This is a genomic window from Arthrobacter sp. MYb23 (genome assembly GCF_002979775.1).
Taxonomy (GTDB): Bacteria; Actinomycetota; Actinomycetes; order Actinomycetales; family Micrococcaceae; genus Arthrobacter.
In genome coordinates this window covers 1-20845 of record NZ_PCPR01000016.1, presented here as the reverse complement: position 1 = coordinate 20845, position 20845 = coordinate 1, and the positions used below count along the sequence as shown (strand labels likewise).

16 protein-coding genes, 1 tRNA gene and 1 other RNA gene are annotated in these 20845 nt (G+C 64.0%); 11 read left to right on the top strand and 7 right to left on the bottom strand.

The window, feature by feature from the left end:
* Nucleotides 1–37: 37 nt before the first annotated feature.
* The 3 genes from CQ020_RS15875 to CQ020_RS15865 form a co-directional block, all read right to left on the bottom strand.
* Nucleotides 38–520, bottom strand: coding sequence for a glutathione peroxidase (locus CQ020_RS15875; protein ID WP_105692725.1), 483 nt, complete (start codon nt 518–520; stop codon nt 38–40).
* A gap of 77 nt (nt 521–597) precedes the next feature.
* The gene (locus CQ020_RS15870) at nt 598–2187 is read right to left on the bottom strand and encodes a M23 family metallopeptidase (protein ID WP_105692724.1); all 1590 of its coding nucleotides are present in this window, start codon (nt 2185–2187) and stop codon (nt 598–600) included.
* Between the two features lie 155 nt (nt 2188–2342).
* The gene (locus tag CQ020_RS15865) at nt 2343–2738 is read right to left on the bottom strand and encodes a MarR family winged helix-turn-helix transcriptional regulator (RefSeq protein WP_105692723.1); all 396 of its coding nucleotides are present in this window, start codon (nt 2736–2738) and stop codon (nt 2343–2345) included.
* 97 nt (nt 2739–2835) lie between these two features.
* Here CQ020_RS15865 and CQ020_RS15860 point away from each other — a divergent pair, with 97 nt between their 5' ends.
* Nucleotides 2836–4278 carry an MFS transporter gene (locus tag CQ020_RS15860; RefSeq protein ID WP_105692722.1) on the top strand — a complete coding sequence of 481 codons (1443 nt, stop codon included), beginning with the start codon at nt 2836–2838 and terminating at the stop codon, nt 4276–4278.
* A gap of 45 nt (nt 4279–4323) precedes the next feature.
* Nucleotides 4324–5247 carry an oxygenase MpaB family protein gene (locus CQ020_RS15855; RefSeq protein WP_105692721.1) on the top strand — a complete coding sequence of 308 codons (924 nt, stop codon included), beginning with the start codon at nt 4324–4326 and terminating at the stop codon, nt 5245–5247.
* A 104-nt stretch (nt 5248–5351) separates the two neighbouring features.
* Here the strand turns inward: CQ020_RS15855 and CQ020_RS15850 are convergent, their stop codons facing one another.
* Complete coding sequence (locus CQ020_RS15850) at nt 5352–8825, bottom strand: bifunctional proline dehydrogenase/L-glutamate gamma-semialdehyde dehydrogenase (RefSeq protein ID WP_105692720.1); 3474 nt, start codon at nt 8823–8825, stop codon at nt 5352–5354.
* 122 nt (nt 8826–8947) lie between these two features.
* On the opposite strand from CQ020_RS15850, the gene CQ020_RS15845 reads away from it, so the two are divergent.
* Nucleotides 8948–9874: a LysR substrate-binding domain-containing protein gene (locus CQ020_RS15845; protein WP_105692719.1), complete on the top strand. Its 927-nt coding sequence runs from the start codon at nt 8948–8950 to the stop codon at nt 9872–9874.
* Here the strand turns inward: CQ020_RS15845 and CQ020_RS15840 are convergent.
* Both CQ020_RS15840 and CQ020_RS15835 read right to left on the bottom strand, forming a co-directional pair.
* Complete coding sequence (locus tag CQ020_RS15840; protein ID WP_258141920.1) at nt 9871–10866, bottom strand: acyltransferase family protein; 996 nt, start codon at nt 10864–10866, stop codon at nt 9871–9873. The two genes, CQ020_RS15845 and CQ020_RS15840, sit on opposite strands and share 4 nt — an antisense overlap.
* Before the next feature lie 193 nt (nt 10867–11059).
* Nucleotides 11060–11144: transfer RNA gene (locus CQ020_RS15835), tRNA-Ser, on the bottom strand.
* A 303-nt stretch (nt 11145–11447) separates the two neighbouring features.
* Here CQ020_RS15835 and CQ020_RS15830 point away from each other — a divergent pair.
* The 6 genes from CQ020_RS15830 (at nt 11448) to CQ020_RS15805 (ending at nt 17522) form a co-directional block, all read left to right on the top strand.
* Nucleotides 11448–11771 carry a hypothetical protein gene (locus tag CQ020_RS15830; protein ID WP_105692717.1) on the top strand — a complete coding sequence of 108 codons (324 nt, stop codon included), beginning with the start codon at nt 11448–11450 and terminating at the stop codon, nt 11769–11771.
* Nucleotides 11772–11956: 185 nt separating this feature from the next.
* Nucleotides 11957–12661 (top strand): Abi family protein, encoded by a 705-nt coding sequence (locus tag CQ020_RS15825; RefSeq protein ID WP_219844523.1) that lies wholly within the window; start codon nt 11957–11959, stop codon nt 12659–12661.
* Between the two features lie 127 nt (nt 12662–12788).
* Nucleotides 12789–12885, top strand: an RNA gene (gene ffs / locus CQ020_RS15820) — signal recognition particle sRNA small type.
* A gap of 34 nt (nt 12886–12919) precedes the next feature.
* Nucleotides 12920–16249 carry a DNA polymerase III subunit gamma and tau gene (locus tag CQ020_RS15815; RefSeq protein ID WP_105692716.1) on the top strand — a complete coding sequence of 1110 codons (3330 nt, stop codon included), beginning with the start codon at nt 12920–12922 and terminating at the stop codon, nt 16247–16249.
* A gap of 33 nt (nt 16250–16282) precedes the next feature.
* Nucleotides 16283–16882: a recombination mediator RecR gene (gene recR / locus CQ020_RS15810; protein WP_105692715.1), complete on the top strand. Its 600-nt coding sequence runs from the start codon at nt 16283–16285 to the stop codon at nt 16880–16882.
* Between the two features lie 37 nt (nt 16883–16919).
* Nucleotides 16920–17522 carry a dihydrofolate reductase family protein gene (locus CQ020_RS15805; RefSeq protein WP_105692714.1) on the top strand — a complete coding sequence of 201 codons (603 nt, stop codon included), beginning with the start codon at nt 16920–16922 and terminating at the stop codon, nt 17520–17522.
* Here the strand turns inward: CQ020_RS15805 and CQ020_RS15800 are convergent.
* On the bottom strand, nt 17503–18594 hold the full coding sequence (locus CQ020_RS15800) for a hypothetical protein (RefSeq protein WP_105692713.1): 1092 nt from the start codon (nt 18592–18594) through the stop codon (nt 17503–17505). The genes CQ020_RS15805 and CQ020_RS15800 overlap by 20 nt on opposite strands.
* 102 nt (nt 18595–18696) lie before the next feature.
* Between CQ020_RS15800 and CQ020_RS15795 the strand changes: the two genes are divergently transcribed.
* Nucleotides 18697–19224: a DUF427 domain-containing protein gene (locus CQ020_RS15795; protein WP_105692712.1), complete on the top strand. Its 528-nt coding sequence runs from the start codon at nt 18697–18699 to the stop codon at nt 19222–19224.
* 143 nt (nt 19225–19367) lie between these two features.
* Nucleotides 19368–20714, top strand: a complete 1347-nt coding sequence (locus tag CQ020_RS15790) for an aspartate kinase (RefSeq protein WP_024819448.1) — start codon at nt 19368–19370, stop codon at nt 20712–20714.
* Nucleotides 20715–20845: the final 131 nt, after the last annotated feature.

The following is a 20845-nucleotide window of genomic DNA, read 5'->3' as shown; positions in this document are numbered from 1 at the left end:
TTGGAAAATTACTTTTTCCCTTTCTGGTTCAGTGGCTTTACGCCAGTGCTTCTTCCAATGCTTCTATCAGGTCTTCGGAGTCAGGCTCCACCGCGGATGGGAACCGGGCAACAAGTTCTCCCTCACGGTTGATGACGAACTTCTCGAAGTTCCACTTCACTTTGACGGGCTGCCCATCAGCGTCCTGGGTCAGCTCCGCGAAGAGTGGGTGCTGCTCCTTGCCCAGGACGTTGGCTTTGCTGGTCAACGGGAAGGAAACACCGAAGTTCCGCTCGCAGAAATCCGCGATCTCCTGGTCCGCGCCGGGCTCCTGCCCGCCGAACTGGTTGCAGGGCACTCCCAGGATTTCCAGGCCTTGGCCACGGTATTTGCCGTACAGCTCCTCCAAGCCTGCGTACTGGCGCGTGAAGCCACATTCGGAAGCGACGTTTACCACCAGGACCGCTTTGCCCTCGAACCGTCCGAAGTCTGCTTCGGTGCCATCGTTGAAGGTGAGGGGAATGCTGTACAGGCTGGTCATGGGATTCGCTTCCTGACGACGTCGTCTGGCGGGATTGCCGCAGTCGAGCTTACGGGAGCTGGCTTGGGTCGCGAAACCTAGGGCGTCGGAAGGATGAGTGAGGACAACGGCACAATCACGCCGTCCGGCCGCTGGACCAGGTCCGGGGCGATCAGGATGTATCCGGGCGGAAGGATCACTGCCGGGAGCGACGTCGGGAGGACCGCAGCGGGTGATGGCGCCGGAGCCACGGGAGGAGCTGGAGCTACTGGAACAACGGCTTGGGTGACCACCGGCGCAGGTGCAACCGGGACTGGCGCTACAACCGGCGCTGGTTCCACCACTGCGGGTGCCACAACGGCCGGCGCTACGGGAGCAGGCGCAACAGGTGCCGGTTCCACGACGGGTGCCGGCGGTGCGAGAGCCGATTGCAGCGTCGGCGCCAGCGGGGCCGTAGTCAACACTGGCGGGACGGTGCTGGTTTCCGGGGCCGTGGTTGACGGGGTTGGCGCGGTGGTGACAGTCGGGGTCGGTGTAGGTGTTGGGGTCGCAGTAGCGGTCGCTGTTGGCGTGGGAGTCGGCGTCGCTGTAGCAGTGGGCGTAGCGGTAGCGGTCGGCGTCGGAGTAGCCGTCACGGATGGTGAGGGCGTCGGCGTCGTGGTCTGCGTCGGCGTCGTGGTGGCAGGCGGGGTGGTTTGAGTGCCGGCAGGATTGCTCGGCGGGTTGGTGACCGGAGGAGTAGTGCCGGATGGTGTGGTGGGGGGAATAGGAAGTGGTGCGTCGTGTTCGTCCTCTCCACCAATGACAGCCCTGGTGGTGCCGTCAGCCACGGGCACAGCCCACTGCGGAGTGGATGACGCGCCGTTACCGACACCGGGCTGGTAGTTCACCATGGTGATGCTCTGCAGCGGATCAATCTGCCGCATGGCCAGGTAGGTCCAGCCGTTGGGGTTGGTGTGCAGGCCGTTGACGATCGTCTCGAAGTGGAGGTGGCAGCCCGTGGACCAGCCCGTGGTCCCCACCTCCGCAATGACCTCGCCTACCCGCACCGATTGGCCCTGGGTGACGCCGATTGCCTGGAGGTGGTTGTAGGTGGTGACCAAGCCGTTGCCGTGCTCGATTTCCACCCGGTTGCCACCGCCCCAGATGTGCCAGCCGACTGCCCGCACCACACCGGCGTCGGCAGCGTAGACGCGCGTGCCGCAGGCGGCTGCGTAGTCCTGTCCCCAGTGGAATTCTCCGGCCAGGCCCGTCAGCGGGCTGTAGCGGTATCCGTAAGAGGAACTGGGATTGAGGACTTCCAAGGGTGCGTACAGGGCCCCCGCCGGTGGGCGGGACATGCCTGCGGAGGCAACGGTCAGTCCTGTGGAGCCGTCTTTGCTGACAGTGCGGACCATGGCACGGTCGAAGTAGACCATGGGCATGCCGGCAACTTGCTGAGGTGGTTCCAGTGTAGGGTCGATGACCAGGGTCTCGGCTTCCGGCGGTACCAAGGCGCCCAGAGCGGTGGGTTCCACCACGCCCTGCGCCAGTGCTCCGCCCACAGAAGTGCTGGAGACGGCGTTCAAGGGTTGGAAGCCAAACGCGAAGAAGGCCAGAATGGCGAGGCTTCCGGCGATCAGAACGCGCTGGAAGCCTACGGTGCGGATCAGTTCTACTGCCCGGTCTGATTCATGATGCTTGCCCACAAAACACTCCCCAAAGCCAGCGGCACCAAACCCCAGCCTGGCGTGCAAGCACCATTGTTGCCGTAATCAGGGGAGAAATAAAGGCTTCCCGGGTGCCTTCTGCCGAAAGGTTGGCTCAGTTTTGGCTCAAGAATCTTGAGCTTGGTTGTTGAGTGCTAGGAGCCCAGGTTTTCCTTCAACAGGGCGCGGTGCTCGACGGCGGCACTGGCGTGGAGCGCGCGGCCCTCTTCGGTCAGTTCCAGGAAGAGGGAGCGGCGATCGTCCACGCAGGTTTGGCGGGACACCAGGCCTGCTTTTTCAAGCCGGTCCACCACCTTGGAGACGGCGCTTTGCGTCATGGGGGTGCGCTCCCCCAGTGCCTTCATGCGACACGCAGACTCTTCGCTGTCTGCCACGAGGTCCAGGATTTCGAACTCGTTGAGCCCAATGTCGAACTTGGCTTCGAGGGCGCGGTCGATCGCTCCGGCGGTGCGGAAGTACGAGTTCTGGATGCTGCGCCACTGCTCCACCAATTGGCGGTCGTGCAGTTGACGGTCACGCGTCGTTGCCATGCCCTGATTCTAGTTCATGACGGCTTTAGAGTCCATGTCATAAGATGACGCAACATATTCCTTGTCATTGAATGACGCGTCATGTACATTCAAAACCATGACATCACCCACCACCCTCAAAACCTCAACTGAGCCGCCTTTGGTCTCGGCTGTTCACTGGACCCGCGCCCAGTGGCTGCTGCTCATGGTTGTGTGCACCGTCCTGGCTTTGGACGGACTGGACGTCTCCATGGTCGGTGTTGCCTTGCCGTCCATCGGACAGGAACTCAACCTCGGAACCGATTCCCTGCAGTGGATCGTCTCCGCCTACGTCCTTGGCTACGGGAGCCTCCTGCTCCTTGGTGGCCGGCTTGCGGACCTGTTAGGCCGGCGTCGAATCTTCCTTATCGCTTTGACCGTGTTTGCCGCGGCGTCGCTCCTTGGTGGGTTGGTTGACGACCCCGCCATCCTGATCGCCACGCGGTTCGTCAAAGGACTGGCCGCCGCGTTCACCGCGCCCACCGGCTTCTCCATCATCACCACCAACTTCGCGGAAGGCCGCGAGCGCAACAAGGCGTTGTCCATCTTCACCACGTTCGGTGCCAGCGGCTTCTCGCTGGGCCTGGTGGTGGGCGGCTTGATGACCAGCCTGAGTTGGCGCTGGACGTTCCTCGTCTCGGTCCCCATCGCCGTCGTCGTTGTCCTCCTGGGCATGAAGTTCATCCCCAAGGACAAGCCGTCTGCGGAGAACAGCGGGCACGATCTTTGGGGAGCCGTGACCCTCGCGTTGGGCATGCTCGGCCTCGTGTACACCTTGGTTTCAGCACCGGAACAGGGCTGGGGATCTGTGGCAACAATCGCCGGATTCGCAGTGTCCATCGCCGTGCTGGCTGCCTTCGCGGTGATCGAGAACAAGGTCAAGCATCCCCTGATCCGCTTCAGCATCCTCAAGGAAGGCTGGGTAGCCAGGGCCAACCTCAGCGCGGTGGGGCTGTTCGGCTCCTACCTCAGTTTCCAGTTCATCGTCACCATGTACCTGCAGTCGGTACTGGGCTGGACGCCGCTGGGGATGGCGTTGGCCTTACTGCCGGCAGGTCTTTTGGTGGCTACCAGTGCGCCGTTCGCGGACCGCCTCATTGAGAAGTTCGGCGCCACGCAACTGATTCTGGCAGGCCTCACTGCAATGGGGTTGGGGTACGTCCTGTTCCTCCGGGTGGGCACCACACCCAATTACGTGCTGGATATCCTGCCGTCGGTGGTCCTGCTGGGCATTGGGTTCGCGCTGGCGTTCCCGTCCATCAACGTCCAGGCGACTGCCGGGATCAAGGACTCGGAACAAGGGCTGGCTGCCGGTTTGATCCAGACCAGCACCCAGGTGGGAGCCGCGCTGGTCCTGGCGGTCACCACGGCTTTGGTCAGCAGTCACGGTCAGGCCGCCGGAACCGTCAGCGCCCAAGCAATGCTGGAACAGTACCGTCCGGGACTGATCCTCAGTGCCGCCGTCGCCATCGCCGCGCTGCTGGTGGCAGCAGCACCGAAACGACGCCGCGTCCGCAGCTAGCCCCAGCTCTGGCTCCCCTGTACACGGGCGCAATTACGGGGTCTCATGGGATCTATGAGGAACTACCTCACGGAGTACAGGCACGAGCTGCAGCGCACGTTCACGGGAACGTCGGGCACGCCTCCGGAGTGGGTACCGCGCCTCGCTGAAGGGAACGACGCCGGATATCACCTTCCGGGCTCGGCCGTCTGGGCGGTGCACGGACATGTTGCCACCATCGTGGCCGGGATCAGGGTGCTGCTGATGCAGGCCCTGCACCCCGGGGCACTGGCGGGGGTGTACGAGCACTCCGGCTTCCAAAAAGACCCTCTTGGCCGTTTGGCGAATACGGTCCGCTGGATTTTCACGGTGACGTACGGCTCCACCGAGGCTGCCGAAGCTACGACGGCCCGTGTCCGGAAAATCCACGAGCGCGTCCGCGGGACCTACGTGGACGGCAACGGAGTGGTTCGGGATTACGCCGCCAACGATCCCGAACTCCTCCGCTGGGTCCATGTCACCTACGCGGATTCTTTCATCACCGCCAACCGCATCTGGGGCAAGCCCATCCCCGGCGGCCCTGATGCGTACGTTCGCGAGTGGGCGGCGGCCGGACGGCTCATGGGAGTTGTGGACCCGCCGCTCACCGAGGCCCAGGTCCGTGACGAACTGGAGCAGTGGTACGCCTCCGGGATTCTCCGGGCCGATGAGCGGCTTGCCGAGACGGTGTCCTTTATCCGCCACCCACCTCTGAGCCCACTCCTGAAGCCCGGTTACACCATCCTGTTCGCGGCCGCCGTCGCCAGCCTTGAACCCAAGTACCGCGAGATGCTCGGTATCCGCCGCCTCGGGATCGGCCCGGTTCCCCTGCCCGTCATCACTGCCACCCGGGCCGTGCTGGGCATGGTCCGCTTTGCCCTGGGTTCCCACGGGCCAAGCGAGCAAGCCGCCCGGCGAAGGTTGCAGAGGCTGGGCTACGCAAAGGCTTAACGCCGAAAGCCAACCCCTCGACACGAGTGAGTCTCGCCGAGGGGTTGGCTTTCAACCTTTTCGCGCGTGCTTTCCGCCGAGAGCTCACCCCTCAGCGGGACGTCCTAGATCAGGTGGTCCGAGAGGTTGTTCGGGGTGCCGAAGCGGTGGGCGGTGATGGAGACGGCCTGCTCGCGGAGGAACGGCAGCATCTCGATGCGCCCGGCCTGGGTCACAGCACCGTGGTAGACCGCAACGTCCGGACGGCCACCCATTGCTGCGCTCAGCGCAGCGAAGTCGCCACCGATCAAGCGGATCCGGCCGGCGTCGAACTTGGCCGCCCGGGCCAGCCACGCGGCGTCGTCCTCGATCCGGACGCTGACGCCCAGGTTCGCGAACACGGTAACCACGGCATCAGGAAGTACGACGGCGGAACTCACCGTCAGCTTCGAACCCGCCACTGCACCGGCTGCTACGACGCGCAGCAGCTCAGCGAGCCGCTCGCCTTCGGAGAGGCGGATGGTGACAGGGAGGGAGCGGTAGCGGAAGACGTTGCGCTCAGCGGTCAACGCGGAAACATCCTTCGCGGTGCCGAACTCGGATTCCCACGCTGCTGCGTCGCTGAAGAGTGACTGCTGCAGTGTCTGGAGCTCGTCAGCCGTCACATCAGCGGACTTCGCAGCAGAGATCAACTGTGCAGCCGCGCCCTGAAGCATGGTGCCGCGCTTGGCCGTGGCTTCGGCGGGAAGCCAGCTGCCCAGGCCCACCAGGTAGTTGGGTCCACCGGCCTTGGTTCCGGCACCAACTGCCGACTTTTTCCATCCACCGAACGGCTGGCGCTGGACGATCGCACCAGTGATGCCGCGGTTGACGTACAGGTTTCCGGCCTGGATGGTGTCCAGCCAGACACCCATTTCAGCGGAGTCCAGGGAGTGCAGGCCAGCGGTGAGGCCGTACTCGATCTCGTTCTGGATGGCGATGGCTTCTTCAAGGGTTTCAGCGGTCATGACACCCAGGACCGGGCCGAAGAACTCGGTCAGGTGGAAGTAGGAGCCACGCTTGACGCCCGAGCGAATGCCTGGGGACCAGAGGCGGCCGGTTTCGTCGAGGCGCTCGGGCTTGACGGCCCAGGTCTCGCCGTCGCCCAGGGTGGTGAGGGCGTTCAGGAGCTTGCCGTTGGCCGCTTCAATGATGGGCCCCATCTGCGTGGTGGCATTCTCCGGGTAGCCGACGGTCAGGGAGCGTGCAGCGTCGATCAGCTGGTTGTGGAAACGGGCGCTCTTCGCTACCGAGCCCACCAGGATCACCAGGGAGGCCGCCGAGCACTTCTGGCCCGCGTGGCCGAACGCCGAGTACACGACATCCTTCGCGGCCAGGTCCAGGTCAGCACTCGGGGTGACGATGATGGCGTTCTTGCCGGACGTCTCCGCGAGCAGCGGCAGGTCCTCGCGGAAGGAACGGAACAGCTCTGCAGTTTCGTAGCCACCAGTGAGGATCACGCGGTCAACGCTCGGGTGCGAGACCAACTGGGTGCCCAACTCACGCTCTTCCAGCTGCACAAGCGCCAGCACTTCGCGCGGCACACCGGCTTCCCAAAGCGCGTCCACCATCACGGAACCGGAGCGGCGGGCCTGCTTTGCAGGCTTGATCACGACGGCGGAGCCCGAAGCGAGCGCTGCAAGCGTCGAGCCTGCGGGGATCGCCACCGGGAAGTTCCACGGCGGGGTCACCACGGTGAGGTTGGCTGGGACGAACGTGGCGCCGTCGACCGTTTCCAGGTCCTTGGCGCGCTCGGCGTAGTAGTGCGCGAAGTCGATTGCTTCGCTGACCTCGGGGTCGCCTTGGTCGATGGTCTTGCCGGTTTCGGACGCCATAACCTCCAGGAGTTCAGCCCGGCGGGCTTCGAGGACCTCGCCGGCGCGGTGCAGGATGGCTGCACGCTCGGCTGCGGGACGGGCGCCCCAGGCCTTGCCGTGGTCCACGGCAGTGGCGATGATCTGGTCCAGCTGGGCGGCGTCGGAGACCTTGGTGGACTCCACGATCTTATTGCCGGCGGTGGAACCGGGGATGCGGCTGAGGATCTCGCGGCCCCATGCACGGTTGGCCGGGAGGGCCGGGTCCGTGTCCGGGGTGTTGCTGAAGCCCTCCAGCGGTGCCGGTTCAGCGGGGAGACGGCGGTCCTGCTTGCGATTGGGGCCAGGAACCTCGTCCGTCATGCCGGCCAAGGAGTCCAGGAAGCGCTGCTGCTCGCGCTTGAACAGGGCCTCATTTTCGCTGAGTTCGAAGACTGCGGACATGAAGTTTTCCTGGCTGGCACCCTCTTCGAGGCGGCGGATCAGGTAGGCGATGGCGACGTCGAACTCGCCCGGGTGGACCACGGGTGTGTACAGGAGGAGGCTGCCGACGTCCTTGCGGACCGCGGTGGCCTGGCCGGTTGCCATGCCCAGGAGCATTTCGAACTCAATGGCTTTCGGTCCCTGCTGGGCAATGCCACGCTGCTTGGCCAACAACCACGCGAAGGCGACGTCGAACAGGTTGTGGCCAGCGACGCCGATGCGGACGGCGTCAATGTGCTCCGGGGTGAGGGCGTAGTTGATGACGTTCTTGTAGCTGGTGTCCGAGTCCTGCTTGGTGCCCCAGGTAGCCAGCGGCCAATCGTGCAGGGAGGCTTCAACCTGCTCCATGGGAAGGTTGGCACCCTTGACCACGCGGACCTTGACGGGAGCGCCACCTTCGGCGCGGCGGGCAGAGGCCCACTCCTGCAGTTCCTGCATGGCGCCGAGCGCGTCGGGGAGGTAGGCCTGAAGCACGATGCCGGCCTCGAGGTTCTTGAACTCGGGCATGTCCAGGATGCGCTTGAACACCGCGATGGTCATGCTGAGGTCCTTGTATTCCTCCATGTCCAGGTTGATGAATTTGGGCTTGGGGAAGGACGCTGCGAGGCGGTACAGCGGGGTGAGCTTCTCCACCACGTGATCGACGGCTTCGTCGAAGGCCCACGGGGAGTGCGGTGCAACGGTGGAGGATTCCTTGATGGAAACGTAGTCCACATCTTCACGGGCAAGGAGCTTCAGAGTTCCATCAAGGCGGCGCTGGGCTTCGTGCTCACCCAGGACGGCCTCGCCAAGGAGGTTGACGTTGAGGTGCACGCCGTCCTGGCGGATCTTGGCGATGGCCGGGCCGAGCTTGGCGTCAGTGGCGTCGACGATGAGGTGGCCCACCATTTCGCGGAGTACGCGGCGGGCAATCGGGATGACAACCTGCGGGACGATCGGAGCCATGACTCCGCCCACGCGGACAGCGCTGCGCATGTACCACGGGAGGAACTTGGGCACCTTGGGAGCGAGCTCTGCGAGCTTGCGGCCGGCCACGGACAGATCCTCGGGGCGGATGACGCCGTCGACGAATCCCACAGTGAAGTCAAGGCCGTTCGGGTCCTTCAGGACGCCGGCGAGGCGCTGCGCGGAAACATCCACGGGGATTTTGCTGGCTTCGGTGAGCCAATGGCGGACCAAGGCGATGGCCTCCTGGGCCAAAGCATCGAACTGCCCTGAATCCTGGGTGCGCGGGGCGGTGGCATCCGGGAGTGTGCTGGTCATGGGAGCTCCTTATGGGACGGAGAGTTTGTTTGTTTCCATCAGTATGGATCTACAATCACATTAGGAAAAGCGATCTTTTCTGACGAATATTCATTACCCATTCCGAATCTTTGGAGGCCGCCTTGCTGGACGTCCGCAGGCTGCGTTTGCTGCACGAATTGAAGATCCGCGGAACCCTCGCCGAGGTGGCCGACGCGATGCAGTACAGCCCTTCATCGGTGTCCCAGCAACTGACGTTGCTGGAGAAGGAAGCGGGGGTGGAACTGCTGCGCAAAGCCGGGCGACGGGTACAGCTGACCCCGCAGGCGGAAATTCTGGTGGCCCATACCGCGGCACTGCTGGAGACCCTGGAGCGCGCGGAAACTGAGCTCGCGGCATCGCTGTCCACAGTGACCGGAACGGTACGGCTCGCCGTCTTCCAATCCGCAGCACTGGCGCTGCTCCCGGACTTCCTCAGCATCATGCGCCAGGAGTATCCCGAGGTGCGGGTGGAAATGACCCAGCGGGAGCCAGAGACTGCACTCTACGAAACGTGGGCGCGGGACTTCGATCTTGTGGTGGCCGAGCAGTATCCCGGCCACGCTGCTCCGCACTACAGCGGCCTGGACCGTGTGATCCTCACCAGCGACGCCATCCGCCTGGCCACTCCCCCGGTGGGACTTGGCGGCGAAGCTGTGTCTTCCCTTGCGGACACCGCCTCGATGCCGTGGGTCATGGAACCCCGGGGCGCCGCTTCCCGGCATTGGGCCGAACAGGCATGCCGCTCGGCCGGCTTCGAACCCGACGTACGTTACGAAACTGCCGATCTCCAGGCCCAGATCCGGCTCATTGAATCCGGGAACGCCGTGGCTCTCATGCCGGACCTCGTCTGGACCGGGCGGAGCCGCACGGTCCAGCTCCTGGACCTTCCCGGCCTGCCGGAGCGGACCGTGTTCACAGCCACCAGGACGGCCGGCCGAATCCACCCAGCCATCCTGGCCTGCCGGGAAGTGTTGGAACGGGTGGCTGCCGCACATGGTCAGAGCGGGTTACTTCCTGCCGCTGACTAACCCACCAGCCATCGCCGGAGTGGCGAGCGGGTCACCAGCAGCGCAAGAACAAAGGGCACCACTAAAGCCACCATGGCGTCAAATATCGCGCCCGAGGCAGGCGTGTTGAGCAGATAGAGGAAAAAGGCGTGGGTCAGGACCACCACCAGCCCAGTGGACGCCAGCTGGACCGTGAGGCGGTTCACCGCAGGACTGACCACGCGGTACAGCGCTGACAAGACGAGGATCAGCCCGAGACTGATTGCAGAGGCGTTGACCACGCTCAACACCACGGTGCCGAAGTCGCCGTCCTTCATGTTCAGCGGCTGCACCGCGCCACCCGCCGTCAGTGCCACGCCGGCAAGCACGAGCCCCAGCCCCACGGCTGCCTTATACCGGACACGTCGGACCATCTCAGGCAACCCACGTCCCACGAGAACGAACACCAGGCATGGAACTGCCAAAGCTATTCCCAAGGGCGCCTTTGCCATCATGGAGCCCGCCAGGACGCTCACTGCCAGGCCAACTGCAGCCGTGGCCCACGCTACCCATGCGGGAAAGCGCTCCAGCAAGCGGCACAGCACTGCAGTGAAAAAGAGGACCGGCACAAACCAGAAGGCAGAGTAGGGGCGTACAGCGAACGCTCCACCATAGACGGCGTTTCGGAGCGCTTCGACCGGCAGTGATCCGCTACGCAGATATTCCACGGAAGCGAACGCAATACTGAGAACAACCAGCCACGCAACGTACGGGACCAGAAGCGTCTTGGAGCGGCGGGTGACCTCGTCCCGTAACGTCCGGCCCGGCTTCCACAAGTAGCCCGTCAGAATGAAGAACACCGGGACATGCCAGGCGAACAGGGCGTCAGTGAGAGGCCCGGACGTCCAGACATGCCCAACTACTACGGCAACGATTCCGAGAAGCCTGATGGCGTCCAGGTCCGCCGCCCGAGCCCGGTTTGGTGGGACTGCAAGGTGTCTACCCCGGACTGTTACTGCGTTGAAGTCCGGCACCGGATTCCCCTCTGATGACGAGCAAGTCCAAGCCAGCCTATGAGGGCATGTCAGGCCGGCCAAGCGCGTCATAGGACATGTGGGGTAGACGCAAGAAGCGGGGGTTCGACGCGGGAGAAGCCCCCTCTCCGGCCTCGGGTTTCGGGCAAAGAGAAAGGCCCCCGGATCGGATGGATCCAGGGGCCTTTATCGGCGGAGAATGGGGGATTTGAACCCCCGAGGGCGTTAACCCAACACGCGTTCCAGGCGTGCGCCATAGGCCGCTAGGCGAATTCTCCTTGCTTCCGATTCGAAAGCAGATACTACTGTACCTGAGAATTTCGGCATCGTGTAATCGGGCTGATTTGCCCCTCCCCGGAGGCCCCGAATAACGGTCGTTAACGGAAAAATGGACGCCCCCAACGCGCCCATTCTTGCGGTACATCGTTGAGCTGCCGGGTCCGGCCCCTCGCTCCCAGGCCCCGCAGCTCACAATCTTGAGATTGCCCCAATCGGTGTACATACCCATGGTCCGCTGAGGCCGGGTGATTTGCAATGGTTGAGACCTGTTTGTAGCCGAAGTTTATTGACAGGATGTCCCCATGACGCAGCTGTACGCCCTGGTTATTTACGTTCCCGAGACGCATATAGAGGAGGTCCTCCTGGCCATTGGCGACGCCGGCGCCGGGCGGATAGGCGACTACTCCCACTGCGCCTTCACTTCGCCGGGTACTGGCCGCTTCACACCCCTGCCCGGAGCCCAACCCTCTGTGGGCGAGGTGGGGATTGAGGAGCAGGTGCCCGAAATCCGGGTTGAGTGCTTGGTGGAGGAGGACATGCTCGACGCCGTTGTGCGGGCTCTGCGGGCCGCGCACCCTTACGAAGAGCCGGCTTTCATGACGTGGCTGGTGAATGGGTGGCGGTGACCCGGATCAGGACGCGGGCTTGCCACAGACGGCCAGGAAGCTTCCCGCTTTTCATTGAGGTTAAAAGAAAAACTCCGGGTCCACTTACGTGGAATAACCGGAGCTTCCAATTCGTGGCCACAAGTAACATGTAACAGCGGTCAACAAGGGCTTGCGTGCATCACTCTACCGGTTAGGAAACCTCATTGACAACCACAAGTGACACGTGGATTGAGGACTGGCTCAGCGCGGGCCGCTTTGCGACGTACCTCAAGGCTGCAGGCGGATCACGCACGCGGGCGCTGGAGCTTTATGAGTGGAATGCACGCCTAAGTGCGGCCTTCCTCAGGGATATCAGCCACTTGGAGGTCGGGCTAAGAAACGCATGTGATCGCCACCTGCAGGTCGCCATCGTCGGCTCTGACTCCCATTGGACGGACCAAGCCACTTTGACGCGGCTATTTCCGGTCGCATCACGGTTTGACAAAGCCAAAGGCAGGCGCATCGATGTCAATAAGAACCCCAGAGACAAGGTTGAACGCGCCAGAGAGGCCGTGACGCCGGCGCCGAGCGTCGCTTTCCCGTCTCCGACGCCACTGCCAGGCAAGACCGTTGCTGAACTCATGTTCGGATTCTGGACCTTCCTGTTTGCCGACGGTCACGAAAAGACTCTGTGGGTCCCCTACCTTCACAAGGCGTTCCCTCCCGGTACGGATCGCAGCAAGCTGAGCCAAACTCTGACCGCTATCAGAGAGTTTCGGAACCGTATTGCTCATCACGAAAACATCCTCAAGGGCTCGGAGATTGAACGCCGGCGAATCGTCAGCGCGACACAGATGCTCTCACCAGAAGCCGCAGCACACTGCCAAGGCACAAGCGAAGTATCAGCCATCCTGGCCAACCGGCCATAGGCGTTCAAGAGAAACCGCCCCGCGTGACGAGTCCAAGCAGAACAGGCGACCAACCACCCGCCGTCGAGCCTTATCCACAGCCCTTTGAGCCGATTCGAACCCCAACCCAAGTTCGGGTAAGCTTGTCGACGGCCCCTCATGTGGCGTCATCCTGTTGAACTCCCCCAGGACCGGAAGGTAGCAAGGGTAGATGGGCTCTGGCGGGTGCATGAGGGGTCACTTACTTTAACTGTCAGTCCCTATAGGTAGGTTTCACTTGTGACTGTTACAACTGCCCTGTATCGAAGGTACCGCCCGGACTCTTTCGCGGACGTTATCGGGCAGGAACACGTCACGGAGCCGCTGATGACGGCGCTCCGCAAGAACCGCGTGAACCACGCCTACCTCTTCTCCGGCCCCCGCGGTTGCGGCAAGACCACGTCTGCGCGCATCCTTGCGCGCTGCCTGAACTGCGCCGAGGGCCCCACTGACACCCCCTGCGGCAAGTGCCCCAGTTGCATCGAGCTGGCGCGCGGCGGCTCCGGCTCACTGGACGTCATCGAGATCGACGCCGCCAGCCACGGTGGCGTGGACGACGCCCGCGATCTCCGCGAGCGCGCAACCTTCGCCCCGGTCCGGGACCGCTACAAGATCTTCATCATTGACGAGGCCCACATGGTCACGTCGGCCGGCTTCAACGCGCTCCTGAAGATCGTCGAAGAGCCGCCGGAACACATCAAGTTCATCTTCGCCACCACGGAGCCGGACAAGGTCATCGGAACCATCCGCTCCCGCACGCACCACTACCCCTTCCGGTTGGTGCCGCCGGAGCCGCTGATGCAATACCTCGAGCTCCTTTGCCAGCAGGAGAACGTTCCGGTAGCTCCCGGCGTGCTCTCACTCGTCATCCGGGCGGGTGGCGGTTCCGTGAGGGACACCCTGTCCGTCCTTGACCAGCTCATGGCCGGCGCCGGTCCCAACGGCTTGGATTACGAGCTCGCTGTTGCCCTGCTCGGCTACACACACGCTTCCTTGCTGGACGACATCGTGGATGCTGTGGCTGCTGCCGACGCTGCCACAGTGTTCCGCGCCGTGGACCGCGTCATCCAGACGGGACACGATCCCCGTCGTTTCGTTGAAGACCTCTTGGAACGCTTCCGCGACCTCATCATCGTCCAGGCGATGCCGGAGAGCGCCCAGGCCATTCTCCGCGGCATGCCCGCAGACCAGATCGCCCGCATGCGCAACCAGGCAACCAACCTGGGCGCAGCCGAGCTCTCGCGGGCAGCGGATGTCACCAACACTGCCCTCACCGAGATGACCGGAGCCACGTCGCCGCGCCTTCACCTTGAACTGCTGTGTGCGCGCATCCTCCTGCCCAGTGCTGAGCAAACCGAGCGGGGCATCGCTGCCCGCATAGACCGCGTGGAACGTCGCCTGAATTACGCGGGCGACGGCGGTGCACCGGCTGTCGCTGCTGCACCATCCGCAGCTGCGGCTACTACGCCAACCGCACCTCCAGTGCAGGCACCAGCGGAAACTCCTCCTGTCGCGGCCGTCCCGGCGGCGCACCCGGCTTCGCAGCAAGCACCCGTTGCAGCACCGGCCGCGCCTGAACAGAGCACCGCTGGGCAGAGCACGCCCGCGCAGGCCGCGCCTGAACAGAACACGCCGGAGCAGAGCACCGCGCCGGCCGCTGAGCCGTCCGCTGAGCCGTCCGCTGAGCCGTCCGCTGATGCCGATGCGCGGGATGCCATCACTGCGCCCCGGGTGTCCACCAACGATTGGCCCGTTGAAGAACGTCCAGCAGCCAGCCGTGCGCAGCAGGCTGCCGCGCCGCAGAGCTCTCCCCGCCAAGCGCAGCCAGGTTCCGCACCAACGCAGCAGCCCCAGCCCGTTCAAGCGCCGACGCCGACGCCGACGCCAGCAGTGGCATCGGCTGATGCGGCCCACCAAGCACCGGCCGCCCACCAGCCACCCGCAACAGCCCCGCAGCCTGCCGCCCAAGTTCCGGCTCAGGTTCCAGGCTCCGGTGGCAGCGGTGATGTGGAGGCTCTGCGCCGCGCGTGGCCGGATGTCCTCCAGACCTTGACCAAGATCAAGCGCAGCACGTGGGCGCTGGTGGAACCGAATGCCCAAGTGGCCCAGTTCGACGGCCAGGTGCTGACTCTGGCATTCACAACAGGCGGCCTCGCCGGTGCGTTCGGACGCGCGGATCATTCCGAGAACCTACGCCAGGCGATTCACAAGACCATCGGTATCGACTGCCAGATCGTCGCGATCGCTGGCGGCAACAGTTCAGCGAGCTCTGAGCCAAACCCAAAAGCACCTACTAGCCGGGAGACTCCGGCTGCTGCAGCACCAACAGGCGCCCCGGCGTCGGCCGATGGCGGATCCACCGCGACAACAGCAGCAGGTGTCTCATCAGCTCCTGCGGAAACAGCGTCGGCGCCGGCACCAGTGTCAGCTGTCGACTCCGCGTGGGGTCTCGCACCCGCGTCCGCGCCAGTCGCATCGTCAGCTGCCGCAGGGTCAGCATCAGTGGAAGTACCCAGGCCACCAGCAGCGCCCACCCCGGCGCGAGCAGAACCCACCGCGACGGTAGCAGCGCCCGCTCCTGCCGCAGCAGCGGCACCGGCAGAAGCAGCAGCACCCGCTGCCCCGTCGCCATCCACTACCCCGGCTCCCGTGACTCCCGTGACTCCCGAGCCCTCCGGCGACTATTCGTACCCTGACGACGATTGGGGTCCGCCGCTCGACGAGGATGCGCCTCCTCTGGATGAAGAGCCTCCCGCGGACTGGGAACCACCGTCGGGCTACGGCCATGGCAACCCACAACCGGCTGCCTCCGCACTGGCAAGCCAAGCACCGGCAACCCAAGCACCGTCTGCAAGCCGGACTTCAACACCGGCCCCAGCCACGCCCTCCACAGCCACAGCCGCAGCCACACAGTCACGCGCTAAGAGTGGCAACTCACCCGAGGATCCGTGGTCCCGTGCAGTCGAGCAGGCGCCGGGTACGTGGGTAGTGGGCGCGGAGTCCAACGTGGGCAGGAACCCCGCCCAAGCTGCCGAAGAAGCCGCGCCTTCAACGGACACCCCGGACTACGAGCCGGCCGCAGCCCAGGTTCCGGAGGCACCCACCGGCGCCTACGGCCACCCCACCAATGCCGAGCAGAACCCAAGCTCCAGCTGGGACGTCGCACCGGCGTCGAGCTGGCCCGCAACGGAGTCCATGCCAGCCCCGGCAACCATGCCCGCACCTGCAACCAGCAACGCCCCGGCACCCTGGCCCTCCTTGGCGACCCAGCCTGAGGAAGCGCACGGTTCGGTGGCGACGCTGGAGGAGGGCGCGCCGTCGGGCAGTCCGAGTGGCCGCCAAAGCCTGTACCAGAGGCTGACCAACAGTCCCGAAGCCCAAGCGGGCCGTGTTCAGGCACCGGTGAGGACCCAGGCAAAGCCGGAGTCGGTTGCGGAGGACATTCCCAGCCCGGAGGATGAAACCATCGAAGAATCCCGGGTCTTTGGGCGGGCTGCTGTGGAGCGTATTCTGGGCGGGAAGCTGATTGAAGAGCGCGCCTTGGACGGTTCTCCCCTGCAACCCCGCTGACTCCAGCATTGATTTCAAACTAACGAGGACATTGTGTACGAAGGTGCAGTTCAAGAGCTGATTGATGAGCTCGGCCGGCTTCCCGGTGTGGGCCCTAAATCGGCGCAGCGTCTGGCTTTCCACATTCTTGAGGCCGATCCTGAGGATATGAAGCGCCTGGTCACGGCGATCACGACGGTCAAGGAACGCGTGAAGTTCTGCACCGTGTGCTTCAACGTGACCGAGCAGGAAATGTGCAACATTTGCCGCGACCAGCGCCGTGACCCGTCGGTCATTTGTGTCGTTGAGGAGTCCAAGGACGTCTTGGCTGTGGAACGCACGCGGTCCTTCCGCGGCCGTTATCACGTGCTGGGCGGCGCCATTAATCCCATCGCTGGCATCGGTCCGGAGCAGTTGCGCATCCGTGAACTCCTCACCCGGCTCAATGACGGCGCCATTCAGGAAATCATCATTGCCACGGACCCCAACCTTGAGGGTGAAGCAACCGCCACGTATCTTGCCCGCATGCTGAAGTCGATCGGCATCACCGTGACGCGTCTGGCCTCGGGCCTGCCCGTGGGTGGAGACCTGGAGTACGCCGACGAAGTCACGCTCGGCCGGGCCTTTGAAGGCCGGCGCAACGCACTGCTGTAGTCTCGCAATCGCAACATCAACCACTGATGGGGGTCCCGTGCGAGAACTTGTGTATTACGTTGCCGTGAGCCTGGATGGCTATATTGCCGGTCCAGAAGGCGAATTCGACGCGTTTCCTGTGGAGGGAGACCACATGGTGGCGCAGGTTGAGCGCTTCCCCGATGCCATACCCACTGTGATTGCGGACGCCATGGGCATAGAGCGCACCGGGACGTTCGACGCCGTCGTGATGGGTTGGAACACCTACGCCGTGGGCCTGCCGGCGGGCATGACCAGCCCGTACCAGCACCTCGAACAATTTGTGTTCTCCCGGACGCGCACCGAGGCGGACATCCCCGGCGAGCACCCGAATTTGACCATTACCGATGAAGACCCGGTAGATGTGGTGCGCCGGTTGAAGTCCCAGCCCGGGAAGTCGATTTGGCTCTGTGGCGGCGGGCAAGTGGCGACGCAGCTCGCCGGCGAAATCGACCGGCTGGTGCTCAAACGCAGCCCGCTGCTCTTCGGCAACGGCATTCCGCTCTTCGCACCCGGTGCCTACCAGCCCAGCGCCTTCAAGGAGGTCTCGACGACGGCGTTCGGTTCAGGCGTCGTGATTTCTGAGTACGTGCGGCGGCTGGTCAGCCAGAACCCGAACTAAGACGCAGCCTCCGCGCAGCCAGCCAGCGTCCCGGAACAACAACCACCGCGGCCGTTAGTGCCTGCAGCGCCAAGCCCGTCAGGGCTACGGGCATTGATGGTGCAGGGCTGGCGCTGGATTCTCCGCCGAGGCACAAAACTTCGCGTGCGGGACCATCGGAAGCCCACTGCAGTCCTGACAGCACCCAGCCCAGTTCGTTATCCGGGGGCACCGTGTCGGCGCCGATGCTTCCCAGAAGGAGGGCCGGGTTGGCTGCCGCGAGCCACACCACACGGTCCGTGTGGGCAACCTGAACCGGGCGAAGCTCGCCGACGCACTGGTAGGCGGTGACGGTGCCGGAGTCGTCGCGTTCCACGTTGACGGGGACGGATGCCTGGTCCATTCCTGTGGTTCCCGGAAGCAGCAGGGCTGTGAGGACAACGTTGCCCAAGCACAGGAACGCCACCACCACGGTGGCCAAGGCCGCACCCGGCGCCGCTTTGGCAAAGCACGCCCGCGCACCCGCACCGATCAGCCCGAACAGGGCTGCCTCGAGGACAATCACGACGACGGCGGCACCGGTCAGCGCGGAGGGTCCGCCAACACTGCTGCCCACTGCGAGCAAAAATCCAGCGGCCAGGGCAGCCAGCGCAAGTCCCCGCGTTGCTCCGGACAGTAGAAGAACGGCTATGCGCCCGTGGGAATGACGGAATCCCCAGATCGCACCCAGCACGCCGGCGGCAAGGGCCAGGAACACCGCCGTGATCAGGTAGATGGCACTTGGAATCCTGACGTCAAACCACCCGTTGGCTTCTCCCGCCGCAACCACAGCCGCGGCCGCGCCCCAAGCGGCGGCGATTCCCAGGCCACAAGACACCCAGAACCACCACGAGGTAAAGGATGTCCGGGCGCTCCGCCACGCATCAGCTAAGGCTGCCCCGATGCTTGCGGAAGTTCCGGCCCGTGGCCCGCCCCTTTGATCGTTGCGGGCAAAGCCTGAGGCTTGATCGTCGATCACCCCGCCGATCACTTCGTATTCGGGTTCGTTGCGCGCCGGACCCGAATCGCGTGGATGCTCAGGAACGCCGGCCATGGCCGATCGCACTCCTCATGAATGGATGGTACGCCCGGCGCGCCACCACGGATACGTCGGGGATTCACGGGGAGATCCCAGCCGAAGGTGCCACCATGGGGCATGGTCTCCAGTCACGGTCTTTCCGGGGTCTTCCGGCGTCCCCGTCCCATCAAGCCTGCCCCCGGTCAGGAATCGGTGTGGGACTACCCGCGCCCGCCCAGGGTGGAACCTCGATCCGAACGGGTTGTGGTGCGGCTTGGCGGTCAGGTGATCGTGGACACCACCCAGGCTGTGCGGGTGTTGGAGACGAGCCATCCACCCGTCTATTACGTGCCCTTGGATGCCTTCCCTGACGGTGTCCTGGTCCCTGTTGGTGGCACCACTTTTTGTGAGTTCAAAGGACAGGCAAGTTATTTCACCATCATTGCCGGCGGGTCGGTTGTAGAGCGGGGCGGATGGACATACCCGCAGCCAGCCCAGGGGTTCGAGGCCCTCAGCAGCCGGGTGGCCCTGTACCCGGAACATATGGATTCCTGCGAGGTGGACGGCGAGCAGGTGACGTTCCAGGAAGGCGGCTTCTACGGCGGCTGGATCACCCGGCAGATTGTGGGCCCCTTCAAGGGTGGTCCGGGCACTGCCGGGTGGTAGTGCCAGCAGGTGGCCGTTATGTGGTCACAATTCCTGCCCGGGCAGGGCACGGCGATAAACTGGGCAAATAAGCTACGTTGGCGTGCTCCATTTTGGATTTGCATGCCGCGTTCGAACCCTATTGATGCAGTGAGGGTGCGCGCATGACTATGCCCACTACCGAAGTGAAGATCGAAGAGCTCTCCAACGAGGCTGCCATTACCAAGCAGCTGATCGTTCAAAAGTTCGGCGGTTCCTCGGTTGCCGATGCCGATGGCATCAAGCGGGTCGCTCAGCGCGTCGTGGATGCGCAGAAGGCCGGCAACGAGGTTGTGGTTGTTGTTTCCGCAATGGGCGACACCACCGATGAACTCCTGGACCTTGCAAGCCAGGTCACCGACTCGGCTCCGGCCCGTGAAATGGACATGCTGTTGTCCGCCGGTGAGCGAATTTCCATGGCATTGCTCGCCATGGCCATCAATAAGTTCGGCGCCTCCGCGCAGTCCTTCACCGGCTCCCAGGCCGGCATGATTACCGACGGCATCCATGGCAAGGCCCGGATTATCGACGTCGATCCTCACCGCATCCGCACCGCCCTGGACAAGGGACATATTGCGATCGTGGCGGGCTTCCAAGGCATGAGCCGCATCACCAATGAGATCACCACGTTGGGCCGGGGCGGCTCGGACACCACCGCCGTTGCTTTGGCCGCAGCGCTGGAAGCCGACGTCTGCGAAATCTACACGGACGTGGACGGCATTTACACGGCCGATCCCCGCGTTGTGACTTCGGCCCAGAAGATCGACCGTATCTCCAGCGAAGAAATGCTGGAACTGGCCGCTTCCGGGGCCAAGATCCTGCACCTGCGGTGCGTGGAGTATGCCCGCCGTTTCGGTGTGCCGCTGCACGTCCGCTCGTCATTCAGCCAGAACGAAGGCACCTGGGTCATCCCCGGCGCCGACGAAAAGTTCACTATTCAAGAGGGAGTTGCCTTGGAGCAGCCAATCATCTCCGGCGTTGCACACGACCGGTCCGAAGCCAAGGTCACCGTGGTTGGCGTACCGGACATCCCCGGCAAGGCTGCTGCAATCTTCCAGGTGATCGCCGATGCGCACTCGAACATCGACATGATCGTCCAGAACGTCTCCACCCACGGCACCGGCCGCACGGACATTTCCTTCACCCTCCCCATCGTGGAAGGCGCCGATGCACTGGCCGCCCTGCGCGCCGCCGAGGGCCAGATCGGTTTCGAGAGCATCGAATACAACGAGCACGTTGGCAAGCTCTCCCTCATCGGCGCAGGCATGCGCTCACACCCCGGCGTTTCGGCCACGTTCTTCAAGGCCCTCTCCGACGCGGGAATCAACATCGACATGATCTCCACCTCGGAAATCCGCATCTCCGTGGTCACCAGCGCTGACGCCCTGGATGACGCCGTGCGCGCTATCCACAATGCGTTCGAGCTCGACGGCGACGCTGAGGCTACCGTCTACGGCGGCACCGGCCGCTAGGGTCACCCCAGGCAACACCCCCCAACTAGGTGACAGATAAGGCCGTTCTGAGCTCGCTGAATCATGCGGTGATCGCAACACCTGATCATTGAAGGGTGTCGATTGCCATGGTGAAGTTCACGAATCGTTTA

Bases quoted from the DNA above. Each gene is read 5' to 3' on its own strand.
- CQ020_RS15875 (WP_105692725.1), bottom strand. From the start codon at position 520: ATGACCAGCCTGTACAGCATTCCCCTCACCTTCAACGATGGCACCGAA.
- CQ020_RS15865 (WP_105692723.1), bottom strand. From the start codon at position 2,738: ATGGCAACGACGCGTGACCGTCAACTGCACGACCGCCAATTGGTGGAG.
- CQ020_RS15860 (WP_105692722.1), top strand. From the start codon at position 2,836: ATGACATCACCCACCACCCTCAAAACCTCAACTGAGCCGCCTTTGGTC.
- CQ020_RS15855 (WP_105692721.1), top strand. From the start codon at position 4,324: ATGGGATCTATGAGGAACTACCTCACGGAGTACAGGCACGAGCTGCAG.
- CQ020_RS15850 (WP_105692720.1), bottom strand. From the start codon at position 8,825: ATGACCAGCACACTCCCGGATGCCACCGCCCCGCGCACCCAGGATTCA.
- CQ020_RS15830 (WP_105692717.1), top strand. From the start codon at position 11,448: ATGACGCAGCTGTACGCCCTGGTTATTTACGTTCCCGAGACGCATATA.
- CQ020_RS15800 (WP_105692713.1), bottom strand. From the start codon at position 18,594: ATGGCCGGCGTTCCTGAGCATCCACGCGATTCGGGTCCGGCGCGCAAC.
- CQ020_RS15795 (WP_105692712.1), top strand. From the start codon at position 18,697: ATGGTCTCCAGTCACGGTCTTTCCGGGGTCTTCCGGCGTCCCCGTCCC.
- CQ020_RS15790 (WP_024819448.1), top strand. From the start codon at position 19,368: ATGACTATGCCCACTACCGAAGTGAAGATCGAAGAGCTCTCCAACGAG.